Raw genomic sequence first — 18,809 nt, 5'->3', positions numbered from 1 at the left:
AACTTACAGGCAAGATATGAGCCAGATACATCTGTTACCCGATCATTTAATTAATCAAATAGCAGCCGGAGAGGTGATTGAACGTCCGGCCAATGCGCTTAAAGAAATTATTGAAAACAGTCTCGATGCCAGAGCCAGCCATATTGATATTCAGCTAGAAGCCGGTGGCATTAAACGCTTGTCTGTAACTGATGACGGACAGGGCATGAGCGAGACAGACGTACCACTTGCCTTGCATCGTCATGCCACCAGCAAAATTAGCACACTGGAGGATCTGGAAAAGGTAGTTAGTATGGGGTTTCGCGGTGAAGGGCTGGCCAGTATTGCTTCAGTAAGCCGCCTGACTTTAACCAGCCGCACTACTACTGCCACCCACGCTACCCAGATTTATGCAGAAGATGGCAAGCTGAGTGCTGTCAAGCCGGCAGCACACGCTTCAGGCACTACAGTAGAAGTTGTTGAACTTTTTTTCAATACACCGGCCAGACGCCAGTTTCTTAAATCACCAAGCACCGAGTTTGCTCATTGCCGTACCATGGTAGAACGTCTGGCTTTAGCACATCCTGATGTAGCTTTTGAATTACAGCACAACGGCAAGAATATATTCACGCTACCGGCACAATCCCTTTCTGAGCGCTGCACCGCCATTATGGGAGCAGATCTTACCGCAGCCAGCCTAAATGTGGATGAAGCAATAAATGACATGCGTTTACATGGTCTGATTAGCAAACCGACTTTTGCGCAAGGAAAAACCAGTCAGCAATACATTTTTGTCAATCAGCGCTTTGTACGTGACAAAATCATTTTACATGCAGTAAAACAGGCTTATAACGATGTTTTGCATCAAGCATTAACACCGGCATTTGCGCTTTTTCTTACGCTACCGCCTACAGATGTCGATGCGAATGTGCATCCCACCAAAACCGAAGTGCGTTTCCGGCAGAGTCAGGCTGTGCACCAGTTGATTTTTCATGCTTTGAATAAATGTCTTGCCGCCACCAATGCTACTCAGACTGAATCCATTTCTCAGCCAGCCGCAGTACTGGCGGATATCATGCACAAACAGCCAGCCAGTGTACAACAACTGTTTCCTGCACAAGAAAAAACTGACTCAAAACAGGCACCGGCGCCCTATCACCGTAGCCATACACCAGTACAGCGCAGCTTAAGTTTAAAAGAATCCCAAGCTGCCCTGAATACTTATGCTGAACTGTATAGGCCAGAAACAACATCAGTGGCAGACAAGGTTGCTACTGCTGATGCTGAAAAAATTGATAGTGAACTGGCAAACTGGGAACAGGTGCGGGGTATTTCTGCTGCACAAGTGCCGGTACAAACATCGGTAAATGAAACAAATGCGCCCCCGCTAGGCTACGCCATTGCACAACTACTGGATATTTATATTCTGGCACAGGCTGAAGAAGCATTGATTCTGGTAGACATGCATGCCACTGCCGAGCGTGTAAATTATGAAAAGATGAAGCAACAACGCGATGCTAATGGCAAGGTAAGCAGTCAGACATTGCTGATTCCCGTTCGCTTTACTGCCAGCCATGAGGAAATTGCTTCGGCAAACGAGTATGCTACCACCTTGCATGATTATGGTCTGGATATTACCATTGAAAATAATCAGCAACTGGTGGTTCATACGGTACCGGCAATGCTGGTTAAAAGTGACATTCAGCAACTGGTACAGCAGGTACTGGCTGACTTGATGACCATTGGCAGTAGTGATGTGATACGGGAACGTGAAAATCGTATTCTGTCTACTTTAGCCTGTCATGGTTCTGTACGTGCCGGGCGTAAATTGACACTACCGGAAATGAATGCTTTGCTGCGGGATATGGAACAGACTGAACGGGCAAATCAATGTAATCATGGTCGTCCTACGTGGGTAAAATTGCGTTTGCAGGATTTGGATGCCCTCTTTTTACGCGGACAGTAATATTTTGCCAGTGTTTAGTGACGCTATGCTGACCAGCAGTATTCATTGACTTGATATTTATTATAAAACCCTCTTAATCAATTGATTAAGAGGGTTTTGTGATTTCATTACTGCTTAGTGAGTATTGGCAGCTTCTGGTGCTGAGGCAGCTGGCAATTCAGCATAATCAGGTTCATTCTCTGGTTCAGGTTCAATATTCCATATTTTGCCATTCAGATAAATTTTACCATTGATTAATTTAAGATGTGTTTTCACAATACCATTGGTTACCTGTATGTAACCACGTGCCTGCATGGATTTAATCGCACTATCAATCATCAGGCGGATTGTCTGGTCAATATCTTCCAGAGCTTCAGCACCGCCGGCACTGGCATCCACCGTAAACAGCGCCCGTGCCTGACTGATGGCAAAATTTTCCATAATGGCCTGAGGAATAGCGAAATCCATTTCTGCTTCGGTTTTATTCAGCATCAGTCCCAGTTGCTGCATATCGGAAGCAAGCAGGCTTTTGAAACCCAAACTACCATGTATATCAATCAGTCCTTGCGGCATTTGCAGTTTAAAACTGTTGAGTTTGAGAAGTGGGTCATGAGTAAATAAACCCAGTCCTTCATTGCGCACTGCCTCTACTATTGCTGCGCGTAGCTGCTCATTATTCAGATTCTGGCTTGATAGCTGAGTAATTTTATTATTGATTGCTACCAGACTGGCCGCATCCAGATGCTCAGCCGAGGCATCGATATCCAGCGGACCATAAATATCATTACCATACTGCAATTTGGCAAAGCCAAATTTACCATTACTGTTAATCCATTGATCTTTTTCTTCAGTAGAGGTGGCCAGTTTCAAATCTTGAATGATAATTTTGGTAGGCATGCTGTTGCCAGCCGGGCTGATGAAGGCACCAATCTGTAAGTTGGTTACCAAATTAACCAGTTGATCCAGACGGATAGTATTGTCTGTGGTATCGTTCCAGGTAAAGGTAATGGCCTTGATACGCAAATCGCTGTTACCTAAAGCGAGTGAGGTTTTACCGTGTTCAGTATGGCTATTAAGCTGCAAATCCTGATAGGAAGCACGTCCTTTGCTGGCAAGAACCATATCCAGCCCGGGGCTGACGGTATGGCTGTCATAACTGTTAAAGTCTTCAGCATAATCAATCGTTGATTCCAGCCCCTGCCAGTTGATTTTGATACCAGACAATTCTTCGTAATTGAATTTTGGTATCGCAACATGCATTTGTCCGCTGCCGCCGAGATTAATCGTATTTTCCAGTCTAACTGGTGCTTCCTGCCCGAAAAAACGCGCCAGAATCTGCTGAGCTTGCGGAGTGAAACGCAATTCGGTTTCTACATGCGCGCGTACTGGATGAATACTGCCTGCAAATAAACCATGCTGTACATGATTAACCAGAGTAATTGGCTGTTGCAGTACTGTACGCACATTATCGGGTAACTGCTGCTGCACTCCGGCAAAGAAACTTGGCTTAAAGCGTATCTGCATGGTTTCTGTGGAAGTAAACCAGCCACGTTGATAGCTTTGTTTATCAATCACTAGAAAAGGACTTTTGGCCAGTAAAGCGCGTTGTTGATCCAGACTTTGCTGAGCCTTAGCTCCTAAATAATAAGGCAAAGCCAGTGCAATAAGCAGTATAACTGCCAAAATGGCAGCGATGATTGTTACAATTCGTTTATTCATGCTCGAAATGTCTTATATATCCACATTCTGGAAGATTTGCAGGATAACATCAAACTGGCCGTTTGTCCGCCGTGTTTGCCTGTGATAACACCTTATTTCAGGGTTAAAGACAATCAAAACAGCCAGTTCAATAAAAAATATTAATTATCTAGCATCCTGCCTGTAGCCGCTGTCGCTGTTGTTCAAATAAACAGACAGTTGCAGCCATGGCTACGTTGAGTGATTCTGTTTGCCCGCTCATCGGAATAATCACGTGTCTGGATGCAGTTTGTAGTATTTTTGCACTCAAACCACTGCCTTCATTACCAAACAGCCAGCCAGCAGGCTGAGTCAGATTCAATGCATAGATACTTTTGGCCGATGTGCTTAATGCAGTAGCATACAATGGCCAGGTGTAATCAGCACACCAGGCAGCTAAATCTGTAACAGTTTGAATATTCAGATAAGCGTGCGCACCCATTGCTGCACGCAATACTTTGGGTGACCAAACATCAACACTGTCTTTGCTCAGGACAATATTATCAATACCGGCAGCCAGCGCACTGCGTAAAATTGTACCCACATTGCCAGGGTCTTGCACTCGCTCTAACAGCACGACATCCTGAATTTCTGTTGCAGCGGTATTTTCTGGTAACTGTACTATTGCAACAGGCTCTCTTGAACTGACTAAATCGCTGATTTTATCCAATAGATTATCAGCAACCAGTACCACTTTCTGCAACGGCATTTTTGCTATTAAGGCAGCTATTTCATAGTCATGTTCGCGCAGTTGCGGTACATACAGCGTTTGAATTGAATGCCCTGCCTGCATAAATGTCTGAATAAGGTGTATTCCCTCCAGAACGGCGAGCTGATGCTGACGGCGGTAATTTGATTGAGCAATTAAACGGGCTAAATGTTTAAGTTCACTATTGCTGGCAGATTGAATAATTTTATGCTTCATCCAGTAATCTGGCTTTCTGTTTGCTGTTGACTAAGAATCTGGCTGATATCTGCAATGGTAGTCAGAGTACGTAATTGAGTAAATAACTGCCCGGCTTCTGGATAGGTTAATTTTAGCATTGCCAGCCACTGTTTTAACCTTGCTACCGGATAGTTAGCATTGGTGGCAGCTTTACTGCAACAGCAGTCAAAAAAATCATTAACCCACGGCAGAATTTCTGGCCATGACAAAGAAGGAATTATTTTTCCCTGATTATAAGCGGCAATTTGTCGGGCTAAATCAGGCCGCTGAACGGCACCACGCCCCAGCATCACATCCGTACAGCCGCTGACAGAACGAATTTGCTGATAATCGGCCAGAGTAAATACATCGCCATTTGCAATAACAGGAATGCTAATAGCCTGCCTGATACGGGCAATCCATTCCCAGTGTGCAGGCGGCCGATATCCTTCAGTTTTGGTACGCGCATGAACGGTAAGCTCTCCTGCCCCACCCTGTTCTATGGCTTGAGCACAGGCCAGTGCCAAATCTTTATTCTCATAACCCAGACGCATTTTCGCACTGAGCATGATTTCAGCAGGCAAATTCCGGCGCACAGTAGCCACTATCTGCTCTATTTTTTCAGGATACTGTAAAAGGATTGCCCCACCCTGATGCTGGTTAACAGTGGGTGCCGGACAGCCAAAATTTAAATCAATATGCGTAGCACCCAGCTCAACCACTTTTCGGGCGTTCTGCGCCATGTTTTCAGCATGGCTGCCCAATATTTGTACTACTACGGCAGTCCCAGCATGAGTCTGATTAGTATGTGTCAGTTCTGGCATGTATTTTAGCCATATGGAACGCCCATGTACGGTATGAGTAATACGGACAAATTCAGTGACACAAATATCAAAGCCGCCGATACGGGTTAACAAATCGCGCATGGGTGCATCAATCAGCCCCTGCATGGGTGCCAAAAATAATCTGGGCGAATTCATTTTTGCTTGCAAACTAGCGTGACTCACACGAATAACCATTACTCAACTATAAAAAATAACGCAACCTGTTTTCATCAACAAGTTGCGTTTTCAATTATAAAATAAAAATGGTTGCGACAGGTTTAATCGCGTAATGTTTCAATCAGGTCAATCAGCAATTCAGCTTCTTCTTTCTTCAATACAGCAAACCCGTCATTCAAGCCTAAATCTTCCAGTAACATTGCACCAGCTGGCGTTTCATGTATGGAGCTAAATGCATTCTGTAATGTTTCAAGCATACCGGCATTACGAGGATGCAGCAAAATCACGTGATATAAGTCATTGATTTTACTTTCAATCATTAGATTTAAACGGCTACGGGTGATTGAGGTTAATTTATAGTAAGCAGATGACATAAACAGACCGATATCCGCCTCATGCTGAATCAGTCCGCGGGCTACTGCTGAGCATGATTCACTTTTAATCCATGTAAGGTCATTCTCTTCTATATCTACTGCTTCCATTAAGCGCAGAGCAATCAGCTTAACATCATAATTTTCCGTACACAGAATCGACATGCCGGGCTTAACATCTTTTAGTGATTTAATTTCACTTTCAGCAGCACTGGCAATTACCATTTCATCGAAACAATTTACTGGACGTACTACCGGTAAATAGCCTAACTCACGAATCAGCTTGGCAGCGTCAAATGGGTTGGCATAGATGATATCAACATTATCATTGTCTATTTCCAGCTGTTCTTCTTTAGCATTGGTGGCCATAAACAAATGTACAGGTGCATCTATCAACCGTTGCAGGCGGGTATTGAGAAAGTGCCAGCCTGCATAAAATTCTGGGGGAAAATCAGGTGCAATCAGAAAATTAATAGTCATGAATTACCCTGTTCTTCTTTCATTAGTCCCTCATAGAGACTCTGCATTTCCAATACTTTACTTCGTGAAGGCTTACGCCGCACTGAAGTATAACCCTGAATGACACCATCACGGATATTTGGCACAATAGTGGCATACACCCAGTAAAAGCCTCCATCTTTGCGCAGATTTTTGACATAGCCATGCCATTTGTTTCCTTTTTGCACGGTATCCCATAAATCCTTATAGGCCACTTTCGGCATATCAGGATGGCGCAAAATATAATGCTCAGCACCCATTAGCTCATTACGCGACCATCCGCTCATATGCACAAATACCTCATTGGCATGTGTAATTATACCTTTCAGGTCTGTCGTTGATGTAATCAGACAGCCATCAGGGAACTCTGTTTCTACATCAGTACAATATACGGTGCGTGTTACCCCATCGTAATGTGTCAATTCAAATGTACGGTGCTCAATTTCAGGCACCTGCATTGGTGAAATCATTATGACTCCATTTTCTTGAATATGGACAACTAGACAAACAATACAAAAGTCGATTCAAGGTATATATTGCGCCGATTAGCAAAATAATACAAATTATTTAATCTATTAGTACATAAAACTACAATTTTTATTGACATTAATCAATAAATGCAGAATTTAATGTAAAAAATTTACTACATTTATTAATCGGATATAACATATACTGGGGTAGTTATTTAATTAAATTGCAGGCTATCTACTTATCTTTTTCTTGCAGAATCAGATTGATACAGACCAGCCCATTTCATGATATTAGCTACCTCAAACTCATTAAATTCATAATACTGGCCGCGTTTTAGCCTTTTAGGTAGTGCAATCGGTCCGAAGCGAACCCTAACCAGACGACTCACAGTCAGTCCCTGACTTTCAAACAAACGTCTTACTTCACGGTTGCGGCCTTCTTTAATGATAATGTTGTACCATCTGTTGGCACCTTCACCACCCTGTTCCCACAAATGTTGTGCTTTGGCAATACCATCTTCCAGCTCAACCCCATTGAGCAGGCTTTGTTTTTGTTCATCACTCAGCTCACCGAGAACGCGTACAGCATATTCTCGTTCCACTTCGAAACTAGGATGTGCGAAGCGATTTACCAATTCACCGGAGGTGGTAAGTATCAACAGGCCACATGTATTGATATCCAGACGACCAATCGCTACCCAACGGCTGCTGGCAGTTTGTGGCAGCCGGTCAAAGATACTGACACGCCCCTGAGGGTCATCGCGGCTGACAATTTCACCTTCCTGTTTGTAATACACCATAATACGCGGCAAACGATCAGGCCATTTGATGTTAATAGCTGAGCCGCGCACACAAACTTCATCGTCTGGGGTAATTCTGTCTCCTAACTGAGCCACTTTACCATTAACTCGCACCATTCCTTGGCTAATCCACTGTTCCATTTCACGCCGGGAGCCCACACCTGAAGCAGCAAGTGCTTTTTGTAGACGCACTGGTTCCATTTTTTCCAGATTGATACGCTGTTCTTTCAGTACCCGAGCACGCTGTAGAATTTCCTGATTTGGGGTACGCTGAACCAGTTTTTTGGCGCGCTGAACTTTTACTTTGGTGCCGCCCTGTGCTTCAGGCTGTGAGAATGCAGAGCGTACAGTGGATTCATTTTGGCGCTTAAAAGCAAATTTAGCTTTACCGGCAGTATGTCTGCTGGCAGTAGGCTTACTGCTTTTGTTGGTCACACCATCACGTATCTGGCGCTTGGTTAATTTTTTGTTGGCTTGACTCATAGTTATACTCCTAATCCGTCATCAGACGGTTCTTCTGCGGTGGTTTGAGCCACGGCAGGTTCATTTAAATCGGGTAAAACCAATTCACCCAATTCTGTTAAAGGCGGTAGCTGGCTTAGATTTTCCAGCTGTAAATCACTTAAAAAAGTAGCTGTAGTGGCCCACAAATTTGGCCGCCCCACGCTATCCCGCTGCCCGATAATCTCTATCCAGCCTCGGTCCTGTAAGGTCTGTAAAACATTGCTGGAAACTGTAACACCGCGAATAGCTTCGATATCACTGCGTGTTACTGGTTGCTGATAGGCAATTATAGCTAATGTTTCCAGTACCGCACGCGAATAACGTGGTGTGCGCTGCACATCCAGACTGGCCAACTGCGGATAAGCTGCACTAATTACCTGAAAACGCCAACCCTCTGCACTATGTACCAGATTCAGCGCCCGTTCCTGCCAGCGCTCACGCAGTGCTGACAGTATGTCACCTAATTCTTCTGCTGATAACGGCGGCTCCCTCAAGCTTGCTAATACCTGCTCGCTTAACGCCTCACTTTGGGTCAGTAATGCAGCTTCAATCAATGCTTCGATGGAAACAGAATGATTCATGGTTATGTGTTTCAACGCTTTAAATGCTGTTTTCAATGGACTATGTAAGATTAACCTTTACGAGCTGCTTTTTTGGCTGCCCGTTCAGCTTTAAGCTGCGCTTCGTGCTGCTGTCCCTTTTTCAGCCACACTGCCCATTGATTGGGTGTTTCCAGCGTGATACGGCCAATCAGTCCGTCACGGAAATCTGTAAGCAGGCGTTCAGCAGCTTTCTGGTAATCAATGCGTCCGCCACTTAACAGGGCACCACGTTTTCTACCAATCCAGTCCAGCCAGTTGTCATCACGCCAGTGCGGACTTTCACTCAGGTCAGCCTGATAGCGCTGCTGGAGTAAAGGCAGATAATGCCGGCGCAGATAATCCAGTAATTCCAATGCTACCATTTCTTCATCCAACGCATTACGTCCGACAGCGCCACTGGCGGCCAGATTATAACCAGCTTCTTCAACAATAATTTTTGGCCACAACATCCCGGGGGTGTCATATAACCAGAAATCATCGGCCAGTATCAGCCGCTGCTCAGCTTTGGTGATACCTGGCTCATTGCCAGTTTTAGCACTGCGTTTACCCAGCATGCCATTAATCAGAGTGGATTTACCTACATTGGGAATGCCACAGATAAGCACTCTTAATGGGCGGTCCAAACCATGACGGTTCGGCACCAGAGTGCGGCAGGCTGCAATAATCTTACTGGCTGCCTGTTTTTCTGATGCGTCCAGTGCCAGTACGTTGGTATTGGGCTGGGAACGGTAATCGGCCAGCCATAACTCAGTACGTTCAGGATCAGCCAAATCCTGTTTATTCAGAATTTTCAGTTTGGGTTTGTCTCCAGACAGTTTTGCCAGTAATGGGTTGGCACTAGAAGCCGGTAAACGGGCATCCAGTACCTCAATGACCATATCCACGCTTTTAATCCGTTCGGCAATGGCTTTTTTGGCTTTGTTCATATGCCCGGGATACCATTGAATAGCCATAAACTGTCCTTGTCTGATACACAAAACTCTTATACAAAAAACACACAGGCAGCCTAATTTCAGGCTGCCTGAATAACTCACTGTTCTTATTATACCGTTTTTTCAGAATTATTAGTTAACTCTAACTGCCGGTGCCGCACCAGTACGCAATAGGCATTTAATTGCTGTGCTAAAGCTTCCACGATATAAACTGAACGATGCTGACCACCAGTACAGCCAATACCGATATTAACATAGCTGCGGCTTTCTTTTTCCATCTGCGGTAACCAGCGCAGCAGAAAATCGGCTAACTCTGCAATCATTTCTGCCATCACTGGCTGCTGGGAAAAAAATGTCCTGACGGGTTCATCTAAACCGCTAAAAGGACGCAAGTGAAAATCATAATAGGGATTAGGCAGAAAGCGAACATCAAAGACAAAATCCAGTCCGGCAGGCACGCCATATTTATACCCAAAAGATTCCAGCACTACGCGCATCGGAGCCACGGGCAGATGCAGCCATTGCTGAATCTGCCGGCGCAATTGCGGCACATTCAGCAAAGAGGTATCAATAACATAAGCATATCTTTGTAAAGTGGACATATATTGCTGTTCAGCAGCAACGCTTTCACTTAAGGTTTTGTGTTCCTGTGCCAGAGGATGACTGCGGCGTGTTTCAGAAAAACGGCGAAGCAATACCGCCGCGGAAGAAGTTAAAAACAGCAAATCAACCTGATGTTTTTGAGCACGCAAGCGGGTTACCAACCCCAGCACTTCAACCGGATTAAAGCGAGAGCGTATATCCACACTGACACCTAGCTGTGCCACATCGCTGGCAGCATAGTGTTCAATCAAATCAGGTAAAAGCTTTACCGGCAGATTATCCACGCAGACAAAACCAACATCTTCCAGTAAACGCAAAGCAATAGATTTTCCGGAACCGGATAATCCACTAATCAATACTATCCTCATGATTCACAGCATCCTCTTGCAGCATGGAATTATGACGATCCAGAAATTGCTTGGTACTGTCTTTTCCCCGCATCTGTAAAATGAAATTACTGACAGCAGCTTCTACCAGTACGGCCAGATTGCGCCCAACTGCTACCGGCAAGGTAACACTGCGAATAGATACGTTTAGAATACTTTCTGTTTCACTTTTGATACTCAGGCGGTCTATTCGCTGCATATGACTATCATCTGCCAGTACCAGATTGATTATCAGCTGTAACTGCTTTTTTGGTCGTACGGCAGTTTCACCAAAAATTGCCCGAATATTCAACACACCTAAGCCGCGTACTTCAAGAAAGTCTTTCAACAAGGCCGGACAGCGCCCTTCAAGCGTTTCTGGGCCGATACGATACAGTTCCACTGCATCATCCGCCACCAGGCCATGTCCGCGCGATATCAGTTCCAGCGCCAGCTCGCTTTTTCCCAGTCCGGACTGGCCGATAATCAATACTCCGACTTCAAAAACGTCCAGAAATACACCGTATTTGACTGTAGATGCAGCCAGTACCCGTTGCAGATAGATGCGTAATACATCCATCAGAAAAGGACTTTCCGTCTTGGATGTCAGCAATGGTACATTATGCGTATGGCAATAATCACGCAACATATATGGTACAGGCAAATCATTGGCAACAATAATCAGCGACATAGTTAAATCGAATAATTCATTGAGTGTGGTTTTAATTTCACCAGCCTCAATTTTATTCAGATATTCTACTTCAGCAATCCCGATTACCTGTACCTGATTGGGATGAATGAAATTCAGGTGACCAACCAGTGCCAGTACCGGCTTATCAGCATCAATACTGATACGATTATCCGCACCAGCCGTACCAGCAGACCACGCAAGTTTCAATTTGGTCTGATTGTCATGATATAAGCGCCGTACCGATATACTGGGCATGATAATTCGTCCTTATACCTGTTCTGCTACCAGTATTTCGCGCACACTTTCGGCACTGGTTGCGGATAACAAGGCATTGCGTACTGATTTCTGTGAAAATTTTCCAGCCAGTTCTGATAACACATTCAGATGTCTGGTTGAAGCATTTTCCGGCACCAGCAACACAAATACCATACTAACCGGCTGTTCATCCGGTGCATCAAAGGCGATGGGTGTTTGCAGCCGAAAAAAAGCGCCTACGGTATCTGTCACTGCGCCAGTACGACCATGAGGAATAGCCACGCCCTTACCTAATGCTGTAGAGCCCAGCTTTTCCCGCGCAAACAGACAATTAAACACATCTTCCTGCGAAAGACCTGCCTGTTGAGACAACAACTGACCGGCTTCTTCGAACAGGCGTTTCTTGCTGCTTACGTTCAAATCCAGAACCACATGTGAAACCGGTAAAATATCCCCAATTAAACTCATGCTCATTTTCAATTCCTATCAAATTGCACCATTGGCTGTAACAATCCGGCTAAGGATATATTTACTGCACCGAATAATGTGCAATTTATTCAAATACAATCAAATTACAAAAAATTTTGTTACTTGCCTGTCTCCAATACTGCTCTCAATCTTTACGCTTTACCCAGTAAGTAATGCAGTAATAGCCCAGTAAACCAGATGAGTCCGATCCGGTTATTACGTACAAACATAGTAAAGCATACTTTACGGTCACGGGTACGGATTTTCAGCCACTGCCAATACTGCAAACTGAGTACCAGCGGCAAAGCCAGCCAGTACCAGAAACTGGCATGAATCAGCCAGCCAGCCAGAATCATCAGTACATCAAAGCCTGCATGGCACAGCATAGCCGCAGTAATATCATGTTCACCGAAAGTAATCGCAGAAGTATGAATGCCAATTTTCAGATCATCTTCTTTATCTGCCATGGCATAAATGGTGTCATAAGCCAAAGTCCATAACGTATTGGCCGCCAGTAAAATCCATGCAATCAGCGGCACATGATTGCTAACAGCAGCAAACGCCATCGGAATGCCAAACGAAAATGCCAGACCAAGATATAGCTGTGGTAAGGGAAAAAAGCGCTTGGTAAACGGATACGTTATGGCAAGAAACAGCGCCGGAATACTCATCATCCAGGTCAGCCGGTTCATAGGTAGCAAACATAGCGCCGCCAGAGCACACAACACCATAGTTAATATAATTGCTTCTTTTTTTGTAACTTTTTTTAACGCAAACGGTCGCTGATTGGTGCGTTCAACGGCACCATCAAAATTGCGGTCTGCATAATCATTAATCACACAACCAGCACTGCGCATTAAAAATGTACCAATAGTAAACAACAATACGAGAAGTCCGTCCGGATGGCCATCTGCGGCAATCCATAATGCCCACCAAGTTGGCCACAATAGCAGTAATGTGCCAATTGGGCGGTCTATACGCATTAGTTGCATATAAATATGGAGGCGCTCCACAAGCCGCGAGCACTTTTTGTGCTCCAATTCCCCTTCAACAGAAAATCGATTCACACCAGTCTTTCAATGTTAATGCTTGATTAAAAAACACAAAGATAGTCTGTATAACATTGCCAGAACCATCAAGATGCCACTACTATCATATAGCTGTCTGCAAACCAAACAATTGTAACATAAGCATAACAGCTCACTGTATTTTGATGCCATTATCCGAAAGAGTAAGATATGGATTTAATTTTATGGCGCCACGCCGAAGCTGAAGACAACTGCGATGATCTGGCGCGCAGATTAACAAACAAAGGCCAGCAACAGGCTAAACTCAGCGCCCAGTGGCTACAGCAACATTTGCCTGCCAACTTTCAGGTTTATTGCTCTGAAGCAGTACGGACACAGCAAACTGCAAATTATCTTAAACAGCCTTTATCTGTGCATAAATTACTTAATCCAGACAGCCATCCGCTCAATCTGGCTACATTTCTGCAACAGCAGCCACCAATTGCTACCCAGATATGGGTTGGTCATCAGCCGTGGATTGGCCAGTTTTGTGCCTATCTGCTCAATGGTGTGTGGTTACCACAACAATTCTGGGCGGTAAAAAAATCGGCTTTCTGGTGGTTTGATATCCGTTTTTACCAGCAGCACCATCAGGCTCGTTTAAAAGTAGCCTTGTGTCCCACTGCTTTGAAGTAAACAGTATACAAATAAGCAATTAACACGAAAGCACAGATGCTATGAATTTCTTACCCAAAAGAGTGAATGTTCGCCATTCCTGGTTTAATGAGCAGGGCTTTTTAGCCAAGCTGGCCAAGAACGCCTTGCGTCTGGGCAAACCGGTTGCCGTGCAGCTATATACCTTATATCTGCTGTTTAAATCACCTGAGACACCATTACGCAGCAAAATGTTGATTCTGGGTGCATTAGCCTACTTTCTCAGCCCGATAGACCTGATTCCCGATTTTCTTGGGCCATTCGGATTCACTGATGACATAGCAGTGATTACCATGGTGTGCAGGCAATTACAGACAGTCATTACACCTGCCCTGAAAGAGCAGGCTCTGGCGGCCATTGCACGATTCTTTCCTAAATAAAACACAATAAAATATTAAGCAGAATTTGTTTTTACACCAGATAATTTTCAGCTATCTTCATTGCTGCGTCTGGTATCGCTGCATAAATTTATCGAGAAAAACAAATAGCTGCTGATTCATTGCCGTGTAATCAAACAATTGTATTTCCCGTTCAGATTGTATAAAAGGGTATGTATCTGCATGATGTAAATCAACTCTGGAATGTGCAATCAGTGCATTGATTGCTGCTGTATTCAGCTCCAAATGACATTGAAACCCATATACCAAAGGTGCATAACGCACAATTTGCCGCGGACAACCGGCACTGTAAGCCAGAATTTGTGCCTGTGGTGTTAAGCCCGGCATATCTCCATGCCAGTGCCCTACAATTAACTCCTTACCAAAATGCGCAATAAGTTCATCAGTTAAACCTGCTGAGGTCAGATATATCGGGAAATAACCTATTTCCTTATTGGGACTGTTTTCTACCATTCCACCCAGTGCCTGCCCTATTAACTGCGCGCCCAGACAGATACCCAATACAGCTTTACCTTTGTCAACAGCATTAGTAATCAGTTTTTGTTCTGCATTACTATCAAAATAGCTGCATTCCTTAGTTGAGGTTAAAGGTGATTGCGGGCCACCCATAATAATCAGCATATCCAGATTCACGGCAGAATCTGGCAGTTGTTCGCCAAGATACAGGCGTGAATACGAAATGTGATGCCTTCTGCTTTTTGCCCACTCTTCGCAAGCTGCCGGACCTTCAAAATCTTCGTGAATAATAAAATGTACATGCATTCCTACTCTCCTCCGTGGATTCGAATCAGCTTTGACAAGGCAAAACTATACCGTTTTAACGACCAGATATCGAACCTAAACAGGATTTTATTTGCACATCAGAGCAGGCAAACGCAATAGCACCGTACTTTGAAAAGTACGGTGCTGCTATTTAAGCTACAGTAAAATTAATTACTTGCTAGCTTTAAACTCTTCATGATATTCACCAGCCAGTTTGTGCAGTGAAGCACCGATAGCTTTGTACTGGTATTCATTCAGATTGGCTAAAGATACACGGCCAGATGGGTGGCGAACGGCAAAACCTTTACCCGGCAACAATACTACACCAGACTCATCCGCAATTCTGAACAGTAGTTCATTCGGATTTTTGGTTTTAACAACCCACTCGGCAAATTCATCACCATACAACTGGCGAGCAGTGTCTTCCATATCCACCAGAGTATAGTAATCCACACTGTTTTCATTAAACTCGTGTTTAATACCCAATTGTTTATACATGGCAGCGCTGCGATTGCGAATCAACGCCATCAGAGCATCTTTATACTGTTTCTTGGTATCCATCATTTCGGCCAGAGAGAACAGTACCATCTGTACCTGCTGCGGAGTAGACAAACCAGCGGTGTGGTTCAGTGCCACGGCACGGCTGTCTGCAACCATACGGTCGATCAGTTTCAGTTTTTCCGGTTCAGGAGTAATGGACAGATAGCGTTTATGCAATACCTGACGTTCTTCTTCAGGCAGTTCTGCAATTTTCTTGTCCAGTACATTTTCTTTGGCCATGGCAATTACGCCCAGGCGCCAGCCAGTAGCACCGAAGTATTTGGAGAAAGAATAAACCAGAATAGTGTTGTATGGGCACAGCGTGAACAGAGATTCAAAGTTCTCAGCAAATGTACCATATACGTCGTCGGTCAGAATGATCAGGTCTGGACGTTTTTTCACGATATCAGCAATAATTTGCAGACTGCGATCATCCATTTTCACTGAAGGCGGATTGGATGGGTTAACCAGATAGAATGCCTTGATTGAAGGGTCTTCCAGTTTGCGCAATTCGCTTTCAGGGTACTGCCAGTCCAGTTTCGGATCAGCATTGATCAGCACTTCTTCCAGTTCATAATCGTTCAGTTCAGGGATTTCCAGATAAGGCGTGAAAATCGGTGCACCCAGAGCAATCTTGTCACCGTGACGAATCAAACCATTCTGTTTCAGTGAGCTGAAAATGTATGCCATCGCAGCAGTACCACCTTCTGTTGCAAACAGGTCGATGTCGTCATTACTCATCGTTTTGGCACCCATTTCTTCCAGAATATAGGTTTTAACGATTTCTTCAGACAGACGCAACATACGGTCTGGTACTGGATAATTACAGCCCAGGATACCTTCAGTCATTTCCAGCAGAAACTGATGCTGGTTGTAACCAAGCTGGTCACGTACATAAGACATGGCTTTGCTCAGGAAATCCACACCCGGATTGTGGCGGTTGCGACGGATAAAATCGTCAAAGCGCGCCATCAAATCATCTTTGAAAGGCATACCACCAATATTCTGATCCAGGAAAGAGAAAGAAATTTCAGACTCTTCAGTGGCAAACAGACCTAATTCAAAAAAAGCATTGCGGGGCAAAGTAGCCAGAAAATTAGGATTGCCACGACCAGCATTCAGCATCATCCGATCATTGCGGCTCTGTGCCAAGTCAATCAAATGGTTTTTCAACTCAAATGGACTTAAATTAGCATATTTTTCAAAATCATGTTTTGAAGTCATAACGGTTTCCTCAAGAAATTAAAAGCACATATCAGACAAGAGCCACAATCAATGGTCCTAACAATGTCAGGAACACATTGGCTAATGCATATGTAACGGCAAATGGAGTAGTCGGAATAGCATTACCTGCTTTATCCAGAACTTCACCAAATGCAGGATTGGCACTACGTGAACCTGATAAAGCACCAGCAAACACTGCTGCATTATCATAACGGAGCACATAGCGACCAAAGAAAATAGCCAGAATCATCGGAACCAGAGTAACCACGACACCGATTAAAAACAGAGTCAACCCATGTTCTTTAATAGTCGTAATTGCCTGTAATCCAGACTGCAAACCTACTACAGACACGAAACCAGCCAAACCAAAATCTTTCATAAACTGGGAAGCGGCAACCGGCATATTGCCAAAGGTCTGTTTGCGGGCACGTAGCCAGCCGAAGAACAAACCAGACAACAGCGCACCACCACCAGCACCCAAAGTAATCGGGATATTGCCAACACGAACCACTACCCAACCGATAATCAGGCCAAGCACAACACCCAGACCGTGATAAGCCCAGTCAGTTTTACTGTTAACAGTAATCGGCGCGCCAATAATATGAACGACACGATTAATATCACTGGTAGAACCGTAAATGGTCATCACATCGCCCAGCTTGAATTCTGTATCAGGAGTGATATCCAGCTTTTGACCGTTGCGATGCAACGCAACCAGATAGATACCGTGCTGAATTTCAAAGTCATTGTCACTCAGATGTACTTTAGAACGGATTTCAGCCATGGTTTTATTGGCATACTCAGGATTGCGGAATACCACATCCTTGGTATCAACAATCACTTCCAGACCAGGTTCTGAATCCAGCTCACGGCCAAATAAAGTGCTGACAGAAGTAACAGCTTCACGACGACCAACAATCAGAATAATGTCATCCGCTTTCAGCACAGTAGACGGCGTGCAATCGATCAGATTGCCATGACGTTTAATGCGTTCGATGGTAATACCCAGATTTTCCAGCTCTATATCCTTAATGGTTTTATGAATATCACGTTCAACCACATAGATACGGCCAACCATCTGCGTAATTGCCATCCCCTGATTGCCTTCCAGTGCCATGGCACCTTTCAGTTGCTCAGCTTCGGCAGCTACCGCATCATCGCGAATATCGCGTCCCATCACTTTTGGCAGCACATTCATACAGATAATGATTGCACCCAGTGAACCAAAGATATAAGTTACCGCATAACCAATGGCCACATTAGCCTGCAATTGCTGCAATTGATCTGCTGGCAGCCCCATGTGTGTCAAGGCATCAGCAGCAGTACCCAGAATGGCTGACTGAGTTAAGCCACCAGCAGCCAGACCGGCAGCTAGACCTTTATCGAGATGGAACAGACGTGCCATAATCATCACCGTGATAAAACCGGTAATGGCAATGAACAGCGCCAGAAAGATTTCACGCAGGGTTTTTACGCCCAGTGAACGGAAAAACTGGGGACCACTTTCATAACCCACAGCATAAATAAATAAAGTAAACAGCAATGCTTTAAGACCAGAATCAATGTGAACATTGAGCAGACTTAAAACTACTGCCACCAACAGAGAGCCAGCAACCCCGCCGAGCTGAAACTTACCGAAGCGAAAACTGCCCAGTAAATAGCCCAGACTTAACGACAGAAACAGCAGAATAACCGGCGATTCCTGAATATTAGTCAATACCCAATTCAACATATGTCTACCTTCTCCTGAAAGAACGAAGATTAGTGTGCGCTTGTGCGATTTTAATTTTTGTCTTTATTTTCATGGGTATGAAAATAAATGATAACTTTGGTATTTTGTTAACACCAAAAGCATATAATTAAATTAAATAATCACGTTTAAGTCATATGTAAGAATAATTTCACACTTACCGAAAAAGGAGATATAAGCAAATTTTTCATTGATTTAAAAAGAAAAAAGTTAAGAATCTGTTTAGAAAATTTAATTAATATATTAATAAAATCAAAGAATAAGTTAT

The 18,809-nt window shown here is 44.2% G+C and carries 18 protein-coding genes; 3 read left to right on the top strand and 15 right to left on the bottom strand.

Translation table 11 applies throughout. The features are described from left to right. The first annotated feature begins 16 nt into the window (after positions 1-16). A complete protein-coding gene (mutL, locus tag BGI33_RS00770; protein ID WP_100089487.1) occupies positions 17-1,945 on the top strand; it encodes a DNA mismatch repair endonuclease MutL in 1,929 nt (642 codons plus the stop codon). A gap of 114 nt (positions 1,946-2,059) precedes the next feature. Here the strand turns inward: mutL and BGI33_RS00765 are convergent, their stop codons facing one another. The 12 genes from BGI33_RS00765 to ubiA all read right to left on the bottom strand — a co-directional run bounded on the left by BGI33_RS00765 (position 2,060) and on the right by ubiA (position 13,138). Then, entirely contained in the window at positions 2,060-3,643 is a 1,584-nt protein-coding gene (locus BGI33_RS00765; protein WP_100089486.1) for a YdgA family protein, read from the bottom strand. A 148-nt stretch (positions 3,644-3,791) separates the two neighbouring features. After that, complete coding sequence (locus BGI33_RS00760; RefSeq protein WP_100089485.1) at positions 3,792-4,586, bottom strand: TrmH family RNA methyltransferase; 795 nt, start codon at positions 4,584-4,586, stop codon at positions 3,792-3,794. Then, a complete protein-coding gene (locus tag BGI33_RS00755; protein WP_100089484.1) occupies positions 4,583-5,566 on the bottom strand; it encodes a tRNA dihydrouridine synthase in 984 nt (327 codons plus the stop codon). The genes BGI33_RS00760 and BGI33_RS00755 overlap by 4 nt, the downstream gene beginning before the upstream one ends. Before the next feature lie 122 nt (positions 5,567-5,688). Continuing rightward, positions 5,689-6,438, bottom strand: coding sequence for a PhnD/SsuA/transferrin family substrate-binding protein (locus BGI33_RS00750; RefSeq protein WP_100089483.1), 750 nt, complete (start codon positions 6,436-6,438; stop codon positions 5,689-5,691). Then, positions 6,435-6,926, bottom strand: a complete 492-nt coding sequence (locus BGI33_RS00745; RefSeq protein WP_257378910.1) for a PAS domain-containing protein — start codon at positions 6,924-6,926, stop codon at positions 6,435-6,437. The genes BGI33_RS00750 and BGI33_RS00745 overlap by 4 nt, the downstream gene beginning before the upstream one ends. Before the next feature lie 239 nt (positions 6,927-7,165). Further along, on the bottom strand, positions 7,166-8,209 hold the full coding sequence (locus tag BGI33_RS00740; protein ID WP_100089482.1) for a pseudouridine synthase: 1,044 nt from the start codon (positions 8,207-8,209) through the stop codon (positions 7,166-7,168). Between the two features lie 2 nt (positions 8,210-8,211). Continuing rightward, the gene (gene scpB / locus BGI33_RS00735; protein WP_100089481.1) at positions 8,212-8,811 is read right to left on the bottom strand and encodes an SMC-Scp complex subunit ScpB; all 600 of its coding nucleotides are present in this window, start codon (positions 8,809-8,811) and stop codon (positions 8,212-8,214) included. A gap of 50 nt (positions 8,812-8,861) precedes the next feature. After that, entirely contained in the window at positions 8,862-9,785 is a 924-nt protein-coding gene (gene ylqF, locus BGI33_RS00730; RefSeq protein WP_100089480.1) for a ribosome biogenesis GTPase YlqF, read from the bottom strand. Positions 9,786-9,874: 89 nt separating this feature from the next. After that, positions 9,875-10,735 carry an RNase adapter RapZ gene (gene rapZ / locus BGI33_RS00725; RefSeq protein WP_100089479.1) on the bottom strand — a complete coding sequence of 287 codons (861 nt, stop codon included), beginning with the start codon at positions 10,733-10,735 and terminating at the stop codon, positions 9,875-9,877. Continuing rightward, complete coding sequence (hprK, locus tag BGI33_RS00720) at positions 10,716-11,678, bottom strand: HPr(Ser) kinase/phosphatase (RefSeq protein WP_100089478.1); 963 nt, start codon at positions 11,676-11,678, stop codon at positions 10,716-10,718. Before hprK ends, rapZ begins: the two co-directional genes overlap by 20 nt. Before the next feature lie 12 nt (positions 11,679-11,690). Beyond that, on the bottom strand, positions 11,691-12,146 hold the full coding sequence (ptsN, locus tag BGI33_RS00715) for a PTS IIA-like nitrogen regulatory protein PtsN (protein WP_100089584.1): 456 nt from the start codon (positions 12,144-12,146) through the stop codon (positions 11,691-11,693). 152 nt (positions 12,147-12,298) lie between these two features. Then, positions 12,299-13,138 carry a 4-hydroxybenzoate octaprenyltransferase gene (gene ubiA / locus BGI33_RS00710; RefSeq protein ID WP_100089477.1) on the bottom strand — a complete coding sequence of 280 codons (840 nt, stop codon included), beginning with the start codon at positions 13,136-13,138 and terminating at the stop codon, positions 12,299-12,301. A 246-nt stretch (positions 13,139-13,384) separates the two neighbouring features. Here ubiA and BGI33_RS00705 point away from each other — a divergent pair, with 246 nt between their 5' ends. Both BGI33_RS00705 and BGI33_RS00700 read left to right on the top strand, forming a co-directional pair. Next, positions 13,385-13,849, top strand: a complete 465-nt coding sequence (locus tag BGI33_RS00705; protein WP_100089476.1) for a SixA phosphatase family protein — start codon at positions 13,385-13,387, stop codon at positions 13,847-13,849. 41 nt (positions 13,850-13,890) lie between these two features. Beyond that, entirely contained in the window at positions 13,891-14,247 is a 357-nt protein-coding gene (locus BGI33_RS00700; protein ID WP_100089475.1) for a YkvA family protein, read from the top strand. A gap of 57 nt (positions 14,248-14,304) precedes the next feature. Here BGI33_RS00700 and BGI33_RS00695 read toward each other — a convergent pair whose 3' ends face one another. The 3 genes from BGI33_RS00695 to aspT form a co-directional block, all read right to left on the bottom strand. Further along, positions 14,305-15,027, bottom strand: a complete 723-nt coding sequence (locus BGI33_RS00695; RefSeq protein WP_100089474.1) for a glutamine amidotransferase-related protein — start codon at positions 15,025-15,027, stop codon at positions 14,305-14,307. Between the two features lie 171 nt (positions 15,028-15,198). Next, on the bottom strand, positions 15,199-16,791 hold the full coding sequence (locus BGI33_RS00690) for a bifunctional aspartate transaminase/aspartate 4-decarboxylase (protein ID WP_100089473.1): 1,593 nt from the start codon (positions 16,789-16,791) through the stop codon (positions 15,199-15,201). A 31-nt stretch (positions 16,792-16,822) separates the two neighbouring features. Then, positions 16,823-18,523, bottom strand: coding sequence for an aspartate-alanine antiporter (gene aspT, locus BGI33_RS00685; protein ID WP_100089472.1), 1,701 nt, complete (start codon positions 18,521-18,523; stop codon positions 16,823-16,825). Between the last annotated feature and the right edge of the window lie 286 nt (positions 18,524-18,809).

Source organism: Snodgrassella alvi, from assembly GCF_002777425.1.
GTDB lineage: Bacteria > Pseudomonadota > Gammaproteobacteria > Burkholderiales > Neisseriaceae > Snodgrassella > Snodgrassella alvi_B.
The sequence above is the reverse complement of the archived record's forward strand: the minus strand, read 5'-3'. Positions and strand labels throughout refer to the sequence as shown.

Coding starts and splice junctions, on each gene's coding strand:
- mutL (WP_100089487.1), top strand. CDS start 17: ATGAGCCAGATACATCTGTTACCCGATCATTTAATTAATCAAATAGCA.
- BGI33_RS00765 (WP_100089486.1), bottom strand. CDS start 3,643: ATGAATAAACGAATTGTAACAATCATCGCTGCCATTTTGGCAGTTATA.
- BGI33_RS00760 (WP_100089485.1), bottom strand. CDS start 4,586: ATGAAGCATAAAATTATTCAATCTGCCAGCAATAGTGAACTTAAACAT.
- BGI33_RS00755 (WP_100089484.1), bottom strand. CDS start 5,566: ATGAATTCGCCCAGATTATTTTTGGCACCCATGCAGGGGCTGATTGAT.
- BGI33_RS00750 (WP_100089483.1), bottom strand. CDS start 6,438: ATGACTATTAATTTTCTGATTGCACCTGATTTTCCCCCAGAATTTTAT.
- BGI33_RS00745 (WP_257378910.1), bottom strand. CDS start 6,926: ATGATTTCACCAATGCAGGTGCCTGAAATTGAGCACCGTACATTTGAA.
- BGI33_RS00740 (WP_100089482.1), bottom strand. CDS start 8,209: ATGAGTCAAGCCAACAAAAAATTAACCAAGCGCCAGATACGTGATGGT.
- scpB (WP_100089481.1), bottom strand. CDS start 8,811: ATGAATCATTCTGTTTCCATCGAAGCATTGATTGAAGCTGCATTACTG.
- ylqF (WP_100089480.1), bottom strand. CDS start 9,785: ATGGCTATTCAATGGTATCCCGGGCATATGAACAAAGCCAAAAAAGCC.
- rapZ (WP_100089479.1), bottom strand. CDS start 10,735: ATGAGGATAGTATTGATTAGTGGATTATCCGGTTCCGGAAAATCTATT.
- hprK (WP_100089478.1), bottom strand. CDS start 11,678: ATGCCCAGTATATCGGTACGGCGCTTATATCATGACAATCAGACCAAA.
- ptsN (WP_100089584.1), bottom strand. CDS start 12,146: ATGAGTTTAATTGGGGATATTTTACCGGTTTCACATGTGGTTCTGGAT.
- ubiA (WP_100089477.1), bottom strand. CDS start 13,138: ATGCAACTAATGCGTATAGACCGCCCAATTGGCACATTACTGCTATTG.
- BGI33_RS00705 (WP_100089476.1), top strand. CDS start 13,385: ATGGATTTAATTTTATGGCGCCACGCCGAAGCTGAAGACAACTGCGAT.
- BGI33_RS00700 (WP_100089475.1), top strand. CDS start 13,891: ATGAATTTCTTACCCAAAAGAGTGAATGTTCGCCATTCCTGGTTTAAT.
- BGI33_RS00695 (WP_100089474.1), bottom strand. CDS start 15,027: ATGCATGTACATTTTATTATTCACGAAGATTTTGAAGGTCCGGCAGCT.
- BGI33_RS00690 (WP_100089473.1), bottom strand. CDS start 16,791: ATGACTTCAAAACATGATTTTGAAAAATATGCTAATTTAAGTCCATTT.
- aspT (WP_100089472.1), bottom strand. CDS start 18,523: ATGTTGAATTGGGTATTGACTAATATTCAGGAATCGCCGGTTATTCTG.